13 protein-coding genes and 1 pseudogene are annotated in these 11933 nt (G+C 67.6%); 5 read left to right on the forward strand and 9 right to left on the reverse strand.

Translation table 11 applies throughout. The features are described from left to right. Positions 1–6: 6 nt before the first annotated feature. On the forward strand, positions 7–1023 hold the full coding sequence (locus tag NP4_RS19150; RefSeq protein ID WP_373863844.1) for an HAD family hydrolase: 1017 nt from the start codon (positions 7–9) through the stop codon (positions 1021–1023). Here the strand turns inward: NP4_RS19150 and NP4_RS19155 are convergent. The 9 genes and pseudogenes from NP4_RS19155 to NP4_RS19190 form a co-directional block, all read right to left on the reverse strand. After that, the gene (locus tag NP4_RS19155) at positions 1020–2036 is read right to left on the reverse strand and encodes a lysophospholipid acyltransferase family protein (protein WP_067999589.1); all 1017 of its coding nucleotides are present in this window, start codon (positions 2034–2036) and stop codon (positions 1020–1022) included. The genes NP4_RS19150 and NP4_RS19155 overlap by 4 nt on opposite strands. Further along, the gene (locus NP4_RS19160) at positions 2029–3105 is read right to left on the reverse strand and encodes an NAD-dependent epimerase/dehydratase family protein (protein ID WP_082876022.1); all 1077 of its coding nucleotides are present in this window, start codon (positions 3103–3105) and stop codon (positions 2029–2031) included. The genes NP4_RS19155 and NP4_RS19160 overlap by 8 nt, the downstream gene beginning before the upstream one ends. A 199-nt stretch (positions 3106–3304) precedes the next feature. Next, the gene (locus NP4_RS40025) at positions 3305–3406 is read right to left on the reverse strand and encodes a 30S ribosomal protein bS22 (protein WP_003402602.1); all 102 of its coding nucleotides are present in this window, start codon (positions 3404–3406) and stop codon (positions 3305–3307) included. 273 nt (positions 3407–3679) lie between these two features. Continuing rightward, the gene (locus NP4_RS19165; RefSeq protein ID WP_062513513.1) at positions 3680–3904 is read right to left on the reverse strand and encodes a helix-turn-helix domain-containing protein; all 225 of its coding nucleotides are present in this window, start codon (positions 3902–3904) and stop codon (positions 3680–3682) included. 187 nt (positions 3905–4091) lie between these two features. After that, positions 4092–4910 (reverse strand): pyrroline-5-carboxylate reductase, encoded by an 819-nt coding sequence (gene proC, locus NP4_RS19170; RefSeq protein ID WP_067999592.1) that lies wholly within the window; start codon positions 4908–4910, stop codon positions 4092–4094. Between the two features lie 58 nt (positions 4911–4968). Further along, entirely contained in the window at positions 4969–5820 is an 852-nt protein-coding gene (locus tag NP4_RS19175) for a thioesterase family protein (protein ID WP_373863846.1), read from the reverse strand. Positions 5821–5958: 138 nt separating this feature from the next. Continuing rightward, positions 5959–6837 carry a sugar phosphate isomerase/epimerase family protein gene (locus NP4_RS19180; protein ID WP_067999594.1) on the reverse strand — a complete coding sequence of 293 codons (879 nt, stop codon included), beginning with the start codon at positions 6835–6837 and terminating at the stop codon, positions 5959–5961. A 38-nt stretch (positions 6838–6875) separates the two neighbouring features. Further along, a pseudogene (locus NP4_RS43550) lies at positions 6876–7118 on the reverse strand (Rv0497 family membrane protein); the annotation flags it as partial. A gap of 1346 nt (positions 7119–8464) precedes the next feature. Next, positions 8465–9460, reverse strand: coding sequence for a Ppx/GppA family phosphatase (locus NP4_RS19190; RefSeq protein ID WP_067999598.1), 996 nt, complete (start codon positions 9458–9460; stop codon positions 8465–8467). Between the two features lie 100 nt (positions 9461–9560). Here NP4_RS19190 and NP4_RS19195 point away from each other — a divergent pair, with 100 nt between their 5' ends. The 4 genes from NP4_RS19195 (at position 9561) to NP4_RS19210 (ending at position 11911) form a co-directional block, all read left to right on the forward strand. Next, entirely contained in the window at positions 9561–10436 is an 876-nt protein-coding gene (locus tag NP4_RS19195) for a DUF3109 family protein (protein WP_373863845.1), read from the forward strand. A 66-nt stretch (positions 10437–10502) separates the two neighbouring features. Then, on the forward strand, positions 10503–11087 hold the full coding sequence (locus NP4_RS19200; protein ID WP_245997719.1) for an NADPH-dependent FMN reductase: 585 nt from the start codon (positions 10503–10505) through the stop codon (positions 11085–11087). Between the two features lie 57 nt (positions 11088–11144). Then, complete coding sequence (locus NP4_RS19205; RefSeq protein WP_147287924.1) at positions 11145–11477, forward strand: hypothetical protein; 333 nt, start codon at positions 11145–11147, stop codon at positions 11475–11477. Positions 11478–11563: 86 nt separating this feature from the next. Continuing rightward, on the forward strand, positions 11564–11911 hold the full coding sequence (locus NP4_RS19210) for a hypothetical protein (RefSeq protein WP_062505401.1): 348 nt from the start codon (positions 11564–11566) through the stop codon (positions 11909–11911). Positions 11912–11933: the final 22 nt, after the last annotated feature.

Below are 11933 nucleotides of genomic sequence, written 5' to 3' on the forward strand. Positions count from 1 at the left end.
GTACTGGTGCCGGAACGATCGAAAGAGGCGAGGACGGGGTTCATCGCAGGGAGGTTCGGCGAATTCCCGGCGCGCTGGGGTCAGGGACTGTCCGATCAGTTCACGCGCATCGCCCGCAGCCCGTTCGGGCCCAGCGAGGAGGAGGTGCGGGCCAACCTCGCCGGTGAGGCCAGCGCCGACGCCGCCCTCGCCCTGCACGACGCCGAACTGGCCGAAGCCGGTGGGGGTCAGGCGGATTCGGAGGCGCCGCGCGATCTCACCGCGGCCGCGTTCTTCGATGTCGACAACACCATGGTGCAGGGCGCGTCGATCGTGCACTTCGCCCGCGGACTGGCCGCGCGCAAGTATTTCAAGACCTCCGATCTGGTCGACATCGCCTGGAAGCAGGTCAAATTCCGGGTCACCGGCAAGGAGAACAAGGGTGATATGACCAGCGGCAAGGAGAAGGCCCTGGCGTTCATCGCCGGTCGCTCCACCGCCGAACTGGCCGCCCTCGGCGAGGAGATCTACGACGAGATCATCGCCGACAAGATCTGGCCGGGCACCCGCGCGCTGGCGCAGATGCATCTCGATGCCGGACAACAGGTGTGGCTGGTCACGGCCACCCCGGTCGAATTGGCGCAGGTGATCGCGAAACGTCTCGGACTCACCGGCGCGCTGGGCACGGTCGCCGAGAGCGAGGACGGGCTGTTCACCGGCCGGCTGGTCGGCGATATCCTGCACGGCCTGGGCAAGGCCCACGCGGTGCGCACGCTCGCGATCCGTGAGGGGCTGAATCTCAAGCGCTGCACCGCGTATTCCGACAGCCACAACGATGTGCCGATGCTGTCGCTGGTCGGCACCGCCGTTGCGATCAATCCGGATTCGGATCTACGCGAGGTGGCCAAGAACCGCGGCTGGGAGATCCGCGATTTCCGTACGGGCCGCAAGGCCGCCAAGATCGGTGTGCCCACAGCGCTCGCACTGGGCGCGGCCGGTGGGGCGGCCGCCGCGGTGCTCACGCGAAAGCGCGACGCGCGCTAGCCCGTAAAGGGGTTGCGGCGCTTGGCAAGCAGTTTGTAGAGGGTCTGCTGGATGGTTTCGCGGACCTGATCGGTGATCTCGAACATGATCATCGGATCGTCGGCCGCCTCGGGCTCGTACGCGCCGGTGGAGATGGGCGTGCCGATTTCGATGTACCACTTGGACGGCAGCGGCATCGCGCCGAGCACGCCCAGATGCGGAAACAGCGGAGTCACCGGGAAATACGGCAGTCCGAGCAGGCGTGCGAGCGGCTTGAGATCGGCGAGTTTGGGATAGATCTCCTCGGATCCGACGATCGAGACCGGAATGATCGGCACGCCGGTCTTGACCGCGGCCGAGACGAATCCGCCGCGCCCGAACCGCTGCAGCTTGTACCGCTCGCCGTAGGGCTTGCCGATTCCCTTGAACCCCTCCGGAAATACTCCGGCCAGCTCACCCGAGCGCAGCAGCCGCTCGGCATCGGCCGGGCAGGCGAGGGTGTGACCGGCCTTGCGCGCCAACCCGCCCAGTACCGGTAGTTCGAAGATCAGATCGGCGGCCAGCAGCCGCAGCGCGCGCTGTTTGGCGTGATTGTCGTGCACGGCCAACTGCAGCATCAATCCGTCCAGCGGCACCACGCCCGCATGATTGCTGACCATCAGCGCGCCGCCGGATTCGGGAATGTTCTCGATTCCGTTGACCTGCACCCGGAACCACAGCTCCGACAGCGGCCGCAGCGCGGGCAGGATCACCGATTCCAGCAGATGTTCGTCCAGGCCGAATTCGTCGACCTGATAATCGCCGGTGAGGCGGCGGCGCGCGAAATCGGCCGTACCCCTGATGCCGCCGGCGACCGTGCCGCGCACCAGATCTCCGAGCGACCGCGGCGGCCGGGGCGACGCCTCGGCCAGTCGATCGGTCAGCGAGGTCACCGGACTCGGCTCCGACACCTCGGGCCAGCGCCGGGCCGGCGGTCGATGCCGCGCTTCGAAGTCGGCATCGTGCAGTTGAATCACCTTGGCCACGTCATTCATTGGTTGCTCCCGCTCCGGCCCCGACCAGGCCGAGAAGTCTCTTCTCTGCAGCGTCGATCCACCGTGGATCGATGACGGGCCGCAACGCTGCGCCCCCGACGAAATCGTCGAATGCCTGCACTGTGGTCCAGCGCGGCTGGAACCCCAGTTCGGTGCGCATCCGGGTGGTGTCCAGACCGCAGCCGAAATGGAAATAATCGATCTGTTCGACCGTGAACTCCCGCATGACCGGACCCATCAGGGACCGGCCCACGGTACGAAATGCCGCATAGGGCACGGGAACCGCGATGCGCCCGGCGCGACGGATGGCCTGCGACAGGGTCAGCGCGCCGTCGCCCGCTACATTGAAGGTGCCGCCGGGCGCGGCGAGCGCGGCGTGCACCAGGGCGGCGATCGCATCCTCCTCGTGCAGCAATTGCAGGCGCGGATCGCGGCCGAAAACGGTCGGCGTGACCGGCGAGCGGAAGTACTGCACGCCGCGACCGGCCAGTCGCGGGCCGACGATCGGCGGGAAGCGCAGGATGGCGGCCGCGATATCCGGGCGACGCCGGGCCAGGCCGCGGACGAAGCCCTCCACCTCGATCACATCGCGGGCAAATTCTCCGCGCGGTGGAGTGCGGGCGCTCATCTCCTCGGTGAACCGCGCGGGATCCTTTGCGCTGCAGCCGTACACCGCCGAGGACGAGCGCACCACGACGCGCCGCACGCTCGGCGCCTTCTGGCAGGCGGCGAACAGCTGCATGGTGCCCAGGACGTTGAAATCCTTCATGGCCGGGCGACCGCCGCTGGACGGCGGTCGCGACAGCACCGCCGGATGTATCACGGTGTCGACCTCGTTCTCGTCGATCACCTTGCGTATCAGGGGATTCCGGATGTCGGCGCGGACGAACTCGGCTCGGCCCATGCGGCGCAACAGCTCTGGGCTGGGCATCCGCGCGTCGACCGCGACCACCCGCTCGATCCCCGAATCGTCGGCCAGCCGAGCGACGGTATTGCCGCCGAAGAACCGGCTCGCACCGGTCACCAGTACGACCTTGGGCGTATGCCCGTCCCGCACGCTCGAACCCACGCCGGATCCCACCTGCCAAGCCCCCGAGTTGCCTATTCCCGCTTTCCAGCGTAGCCCCTGACATGTGGGGCATCGACGGCTTTAACCAGGTTCTAACGATGACTTCCATCACCGGAAACGAAAAGCCTTTTAAACAGTCTGGTTTCAAAGCGAAAGGCCCGCCACCGATTCGGTGACGAGCCTCCAGCTAACCTCGCGCTTACTTGCCGAGTTTGCGACGCTGCACGCGAGTACGGCGAAGCAGCTTGCGGTGCTTCTTCTTCGACATGCGCTTACGACGCTTCTTGATCACAGAACCCATAGGGTTGTTCCTCGCGTTCTCTCTCTACCTCGGCGCGCACGCCGGTTACGTACGCCCATCGTGTTCAGCGGTCTGCGCACCGCTCGAGTCCGTCCCAGTGTCCGCCGCCGATGCGACCCATGCCACCGGCAGGCAACACAACGGTGGTTCATCGTACCGGGCCAACCATGAGCGAACGAAACGGGGACCGGGGTCGACCTGTTACTCGCGAGCGCAGGCACCACGAACCGGCCGAGGCTCAGGGGCTGCCTCGGCCGGTCGCGGTGGCGGGCCTCAGCCCGCGTCGAAGTAGGACGTTTGCAGGTAGTCGTGCACCGCCTTGGCGTGTACACGGAACGAACGGCCTACTCGGACGGCGGGCAATTCGCCCGAATGCACCAACCGATACACCGTCATCTTGGAAACCCGCATCAGATTCGCCACTTCGGCGACGGTGAGGAACTGGGTTCCTCCGCCGAATACGGGTCCCGAATTCGCAGAGCTGTTTCCAGACATCATTGCGCCATTGACCTCCGGCACGTCCGCGCCGCCGGCTTCCCCACCGGCGGAACAGACACGCACGTGCTCCTTGCAGCTTAGCGGGACCAGTGGGATTACTGCGACGGGTGGGAGAAATAGGATTCGCCGCGCCGGAACCTCCCGGTCAGGCTGCGTTTACCGGCGGCACGAGCGACGACACGATAGGTCAGGCCTCCGGCGAGCCCTGTTCGACCGAGCGACGCCTGGCCGCGTGCAGCGCCTCGATGAAGGCCGAACGGACTCCCGCACGCTCGAGTTCGCGCACCGCCGCGGCCGTGGTCCCGGCCGGGGAGGTGACCGCGGCGCGCAGTTCCGCCGCCTCCTGCTCGGACTCGTCGAGCAGCGCGGCCGAACCGAGCATGGTCTGCACGACCAGCTGGGTCGCCACATCGCGGCTCAGCCCGAGGCCCACCGAGGCCTCCACCATCGCCTCGACGACCAGGAAGAAATAGGCCGGACCCGAACCCGATACCGCGGTCACCGCGTCCATCTGCGATTCGGCGACCGTCACCACCTTGCCGACCGATTCCAGCACCTCGGTGGCCAACTCCAGCTGATCCTTCTTGGCGTAGCGGCCGGGCGCGATCGCGCTCATCCCCTGGCCGACCAGCATCGGCGTATTCGACATGACCCGCACGACCGGGAACCCCGCGGGCAGTTTCGCCTCGAACCGGCTCGTCGGCACGCCCGCGGCCAGCGTCATCAGCACCTGATCGCGGTCGTTATCGATCTCGATCTTGCCCAATTCGGACATGACGCCGTCGACGTCGTGCGGCTTCACCGCGACCACCACCAAATCGGTTCCGTTGGCGGCCTCGGCGACGGAATCGGTGACCCGGATCCCGAACCGCTCGGCCAGAAACTCGGCCCGCGCCGACATCGTCTCGACGACGACCAGATCCTTGGCGGCCCGCCCGGATTCGAGCAGGCCGGCGATCAACGCCTCGCCGATCCGTCCGCCGCCGATCACCGCAATTCTCGTCATGGCGACTAAGGCTATCCGCGTGCCGACGCGACGCGTCAAGCACACTCGGCGCGAGCGGTCAGCGCGGCAGCGGAATCAGCGCGAGCTGACGTGATTGCGCGACCACCGCGCCGGTGGAGTCGAGAACGAGCTGATCCTCGTCGAACATCCGCTCACCGATCGCATGCGTGGTCGCGATGACCCGCAGCCAGCCCGGGGCCGGACGACGACGCAGATAGGTCGTCATCTGAACCGTCGGCGCCCAGCCGAACCGGCCCAGATTCTGCGATACCGGCGGGCTCATATCCCCGGCCATCATGGCGAACCAGGCGGATACATCCGGATCGCTCTCATCACCCGGACGCGGACGGATCCACAGCCGCAGTCGCGGCTCACCCTGTTCACCCGCGAGGAAGTGCGCCCAACTCGGATCGATCGCCACCGAGGCCCCCTGCGCCACATGCACGATCCGGCCCATCGGCGAATCGGGTGAGTAGGCGATCGCGTCCGGGGTCGGCTCGGCGGGCATATCGGTATAGCTGTCGGGGGCGTAGACCGGCGCGGCCTCGTCGAGGTGGCCGAAGGTGAACGCGGAGTGCACCAGCGTGCGGCCGCCCTGGATCAGGCCGACGTCGACCAGGCAGATCTGCCGACCGGTCTTACGAATGCGGACCTCGTAGTCCACCTCACCCGGATCCGGCGCGCCGAGAAAATCGGTGCCCGCCGAGATCGCGAACATCTCCGCCGCCTCGGGATGCGCGGTCCGCAGCCAGCGCGTCGCCGCCGCGGCGCTGCTCGCGACCATCGTCCCGCCGTGCACCTTGGGGCCGATCGTCCAGATCGGATCGATCGTGCCTCGATAGCGGCCGATTCCGTCCTCGGACGACAGCTCGTCCAGCGCGCATACGCGACCGAAGGGCGCGGCGTCCAGACCGGATTCGTCCAGATCCCGCTCGATGGCCAGTTCCGTCACCCACAGCTCCTTTCGACGCCCCCGGTCTTTCTACACTGTATAAGTGTCACCGAAGGTCACCGGATTCGGCCGATGATGTGACGAAGACCCCGTCGATCAGCTGCGCTGCGCCCCGGTGGGCTCGGGTGCGCGGACGGGTCGCAGATTGTCGAGATGGGTGCGCGCGAAGGTCAGCGCCCGGTGCAGCATGGCCGCCCGGTCGAGGGTGGTGCGGGCGTTCTGGGTGTTCACCTCGATGACGACCTGACCGCGAAAACCGTTGCGCACCAGAGATTCACAGACCTCGGCGCAGGGCTGAGCACCCTCGCCGGGTATGAGGTGCTCGTCGTGGGCCGCACCGTTGCCGTCGGCCAGATGCAGATGCGTCAGACCCGAACCCATGCGCGCGGCCAGCTCCCGGGCGTCCATACCCGCGGTGGCGGTATGCGACAGATCGAGGGTGTAGTGCCGGAAGCCGGTATCGGTCGGATCGTAGGACGGACTGAACGCGGTCAGCGAAGGTCCCGGTCCCCCACGACGTTCCAGACGCCGCGCCGAACCCGAACGCCGACCGAACAGGGTGTCGGCGCGCATGGGGAACATATTCTCGACCGCGACCGCGACCGGACTGTTGTCCTCGAGCCGCGCGACCTGCGCGGCGAAGCCCTCGGCATAGCGACGCTGCCAGCGAAACGGCGGATGCACCACCACGGTCGCGGCATCCAGCGCCTCGGCGGTGTGCACGCTGCGCTCGAGTTTGGCGATCGGATCGGCGCCCCAGACCCGTTGGGAGATCAGCAGACACGGCGCGTGGATCGCGAGCACCGGAATCTCGTAGCGGCGCACATAGGATTGCACGGTGGCGATGCTCTGACTGGCCGGTTCGGCCCAGACCATCAATTCGACACCGTCGTAACCCAGTTCGGCGGCGTACCGGAAGGCCGCCTCGGTATTTTCCGGATATACCGAGGCCGTCGACAAACCAACCCGAATCATGTTCCCCGCCTGGCTGTTACCCACGGCTGCTCCCTGGCTCAGTTGGTACTGAGTAAGAAGGCTAGCGGTCCGAGCGTCACGAAGATGCCCACGACGACGGCGATCACAGTGCTGAAGATGTCGTCGGTGCGGCGCAGTACCCGAACCAGGGCGACCAGTCCGAGGATCACCACCATCGCCAGCAGCAGGGCGACGAAGGGCAGCAGATCCCACATCTTCTCGAAACCCTTGAACAGCAACATTCCCGCGACCGCCGCGCCGACGGCCTGGCCGCCGAGGATCATCCACTGTTTGCGGTTCTCGTCCTCGGTCGCCTTGCGCGCCACGCGCGAACGGCGGGACACGGGGGTGCGGGTCCGGGTGGTCCGTCGGCGGGTGGGTTCGGCGTCCGGCTCGTCGTCCTCGACGTCGTCGCGCTCGGAATCGAGCGGGCGCAGCAGTTCGGTGCGATGTTCGACATCCTCGAGCACATCCGCGCCGCCGCGGCGCGGGCCGCGTTCGCCCGGACCGCCCATACCGCGACGATCGCCGCGCTCGGCCGCGTCGCGCATGAGATCTCCGGCGACCGTGGGACCGGCGAGCAGCTGCTGATCGCGATTGGCCGCCTGCCAGGCCGCGGTCGGGGGCTGATCCTCCGGTGCGGGGCGGCCGTTGCGCGCGGGGCGATCGGGTTCGGGCGGAGTTGGTCTTCGGGCCGACCACGCGGGCAGGCCGGGCTGGGGCGGACCCGGTTGGGGCGGGCCGTCCACACCGTTGCGACGGCCGCCACGCAGCAGTCCGCCGCGATCGGGGCCGCCGCGATCCGGACGATCGGGAGCGCGTTCGGGACCGCGATCGAGTCCACGCTCCGGGCCCAGATCGAATCCGCCGAAGCCCCGTTCCGCGGACCGATCCCGGCGGACCGACGCGGGCGGCGAATCCGGCAGCGGCGCACGCGGATTCGGCTCGGGCGCCCGGGTGGGCGCCCAGGCCTGGGTCGGCGGGCCGACAGTGTCGTTCTGCGGCAACGGCCCTCGATACGGCCGCACCTCGGTGGTCTCCTCATCGGATTCGCGACGCCGACGCCGACCGCTCGCGGGTGCGTCGAGACCCGGCGCCGGGGCGTGCGAATTCGCGGCGGCCTGCGCGGCCTCCTGCGCCTCGAGCGCCTCCATCCGCTCGCGCCGCGCGCGTCGCCCGCCCGACGAGGGGGCCTGCGCGGCCGGTGAGGGCGGCCAGCCGAGTTCCGCGCTGTCCCGCGAATCGGGCACGGCGGGAGCGGAATAGGAACGTGGTTCGTACGACGGTGGATCGTAGGAGGGCGGTTCGTAGGAGGGTGGATCGTAGCTGGGCGTCGCGCTCGCGCCGTTGTGCGAGAGCGGATCGTAGTAGGAGATGGGCCCCGAAACCGGCGAATGCGACGGCTCGACCGGCGTCGACAGCGGGAAGGGCGGAATAGCCGGCGACTCGTCGGGTTCGGGCGCCGCGTGCGCGGAGGAACCCTCGGGTACGGCCGGGAGATCGCCGGTCAGATCGGTCACCGCGATACCGCGACCGCCGCGACGACGGCGGCCGCCGCTGCTGGACGGGACGCCCTGGCCGTTGCGGGCCAGTAGTTCGGCGACCGACAGCTGGTTCGATTCGTCACTCATCGCGACACCGTTTCAGTCGGGCCAGGAACCCCTTTGGGTCGGCCGTTGGCCGCATTGGGTTCGCTCTCGAGGTCGGTATCCAGTTTGCGCAGGATCAGTCCCTCTCGCAGCGCCCAGGGGCAAATTTCGAGAGTATCCAGCGATAACGCCCGCATACTCGCCTCCGCGACCAATGCGCCGGCCACCAACTGCTGTGACCGATCGGAGCTGACGCCCTCCAATTCCGCCCGGTCCGCGGCGGTCATCCGGGAGATGAACGCGATCAGCTGCCGCAGACCGGAACTGGTGAGGATACGCCGTTCCCGGGGTCCCGCGGCAGAGGGGGCGGCGCCGGTCAGCCGGGCCAGGGTGCGGAAGGTTTTCGAGGTTCCCACGGCCAGATCGGGGCGGCCGGGTTCGAGCAGCTGCTTCGCCGGGATGACCATCTCGGCGTCGAGCCAGTCGCGCAGCACCCCGACCCGGCGCTTACCGGGCGGATCCTCGCGCAGCCAGTCGCGGGTGAGTCGCCCCGCGCCGAGCGGCAGCGACAGGGCCACATCCGGCGCCTCGTCGCAGCCGTTGCTCATCTCGAGCGAGCCGCCGCCGATATCGAGATTCAGGATGCGCCCGGCGCTCCAGCCGTACCAGCGCCGGACGGCGAGGAAGGTCAGCCGCGCCTCGTCGGCGCCCGACAGCACCCGCAGCTCCACCCCGGTCTCGCGGCGGACCTGGGCCAGCACGGCATCGGAATTGGCGGCCTCGCGCACCGCGGAGGTGGCGAACGGCATCAGCTGAATGCAGCCGGAAGTCTTTGCGATACTGGCGAATTCGGCCACCGTCTTGGTCAGCCGGTGGGCTCCCTCGGGCGTGATGCAACCCTCGTCGTCGATATTCTCCGACAGGCGCAGGGTCGCCTTGGTCGAACTCATCGGCATCGGGTGGCCACCCCGATGCGCGTCCACCACGAGCAGGTGGACGGTATTGCTTCCCACATCGAGCACACCGAGCCGCACATAGACACGGTACTGGGTGCGGCACCTCCCCCGGGCAACTCCGCGACAGCAAGGCCCCGTGACGGCGCTCGAGCGGCGGGAACTGTTAGCGTCTGGCGATGTGACGGTAGGAGCATCCGCGAGCGGTCCGACCGGGCTGCGACCAGCGGCGAAGATCGATCCCAGTCCGGAGGTCGATCTCGACTTCCCTCGGGAGTGGATCGAATTCGTCGATCCGGCAAATCAAGAGCACACGATCGTCGCCGACCTGACGTGGCTGCTGTCGCGCTGGACGTGCGTATTCGGCACGCCCGCCTGTCAGGGCATCATCGAGGGCCGCCCCGATGACGGTTGCTGTTCGCACGGCGCGTTCCTCTGCGACGACGACGATCGCAAGAAGCTGCAGAAGGCTGTGAAAATGCTCACACCGCAGGACTGGCAGCTGATGGACGAGGCGCGCGACGCCAGCGGAAAGGTCCGCAAGAAGCACTATCTCGAGGAGGACGAGCTCGACGACGAGCCCGCGATCCGCACCCGCCGCTACGACGGCGCCTGCATCTTCCTCAACCGCCCGGGTTTCGCCGGTGGCATCGGCTGCGCCCTGCATTCCATGGCCCTGCGCACCGGACTCGAACCGCTGACCGTGAAACCCGAGGTCTGCTGGCAGCTGCCGATCCGCCGCACCCAGGACTGGGTGGAGCGGCCCGACGGCGAGGAGATTCTGCGCACGGTCATCACCGAATACGACCGCCGCGGATGGGGTCCGGGCGGTGAGGATCTGCACTGGTACTGCAGCGGCTCCCCCGACGCCCATGTCGGCTCCCGCCCGGTCTGGCAGTCCTACGCCCCCGAACTCGTCGAACTCATCGGCCAGCCCGCCTACGACGAATTGGCCCGGCACTGCAAACGCCGGGAGGGCTTGGGGCTGATCGCGATCCATCCGGCCACGATGGTGGCGGACGAGCGTACCCATGGGAATACCCAGCGCGACAACTGATTTCGTAGGTACATGGGTAACTCACCGGGAACGCCCAAGAGCCGTCCCGTTACCGACGCAGGACCTGTGACCGAGCCGAGCGGCGCCGACTCGTATGGCCAGAAACGCGGGGAGGCGGTGCAGCGCGCTCATCTTCTGCTGATCTCCGGTAGCACGCGCCCCGGCTCGTCCAATACCGCCGCGCTGCGGGCCGTCGCGACGGTCGCGCCCGGGGATATTTCGACCGAGCTGTATACCGGCCTGGAGAAACTGCCCGCCTTCGTACCCGGCGATCAGCCGTCACCGCCCGCGGTGGCCGAATTGCGCGAGCGATTGGCCGCCGCGGATGCGGTGCTGTTCTGTACGCCCGAATACGCCGGCCTGATTCCGGGCAGCCTGAAGAATCTGCTCGAGTGGACCGTCGGCACGGCCGATCTGTACGAAAAGCCCGTGGCGTGGATCAATGTCGCCGCGCCGGGCCGAGGCGAGGGCGCGATCGAATCGCTGCGCACCGTACTCGGATATGTGGGCGCGACGATCATCGACAATGCGTGCGTCCGAATCACCGTGCCGCACGGCGCGGTCGAATCCGACGGCACGGTGTCCGATTCGAATGTGCGCGCGGAATTGGCCGCCACGATTACCGCGATCGGCAAATATCTGGACCGCTGACCAGACACTGCCTCGCCATGAAAGATTCACCTCGACGTGGTAGGCATCATGTCCATGATGAGGAAATTCTTGGCCACGGCCGCCCTGGCCGCGGGCGCCGCGCTGGCTGTCGTCCCCGCCGCGCACGCCGACCCCAACACCGATCCCAACAGCTACTCGTTGCAGAACGAGAACTTCGTCGTCTACACCGATCCGGCCGTCCTGCAGGCGAAGGAGGCCGGTAAGCAGGTCATCGTGAGCCCGTACGGCACCTCGCGGCCGATCGCCTGCCACGACGTCCCCGCCGGCGCGCCGGTGGACGACTGCTGGCAGCGCGACGACTTCGGCTGGTTCCCGCTGTCGAAGACCGAGCTGCCGCAGATCGGCACCGCCTGGGTGCACGTCGTCTAGTCGGACCGCCCGTCGCGGATCGTCGATACCGCGGCGGGCAAAATTAGCTATGTAATAGCTGATCGTTATCGCGCGATAGGAGGAGCATGAAGAAGTCGATCCTCGTCGCCGCGGCGATAGCCGCCGGCGCTGTCATGTTCGTCGCCCCGGTCGCCAACGCGGATCCGTCCCCGGACGATCCGTACGGCTGGAACGCCTATCAGGACCGGACCGATTCGTTCGTCTCGCCCCTTGACCCCGGCGCGTATTTCGATCCCGCCAAGGTCTACAAATCGCTGCTGATCAGCCCGTACGGCACCAGTCATTACATCGAGTGCCGCGGTGACGGGCATTACGTCAAGATGCACGACTGCCGGCAGTACGACGACAACGGCAATCCGCACAACCTGAACCTGGTGGCGAATCCGATTCGCCCCCTGTACATCTACAACTGATTTCCAGACCGGAAACCGCGGC

Source organism: Nocardia pseudobrasiliensis NBRC 108224 (assembly GCF_001613105.1).
GTDB lineage: Bacteria > Actinomycetota > Actinomycetes > Mycobacteriales > Mycobacteriaceae > Nocardia > Nocardia pseudobrasiliensis.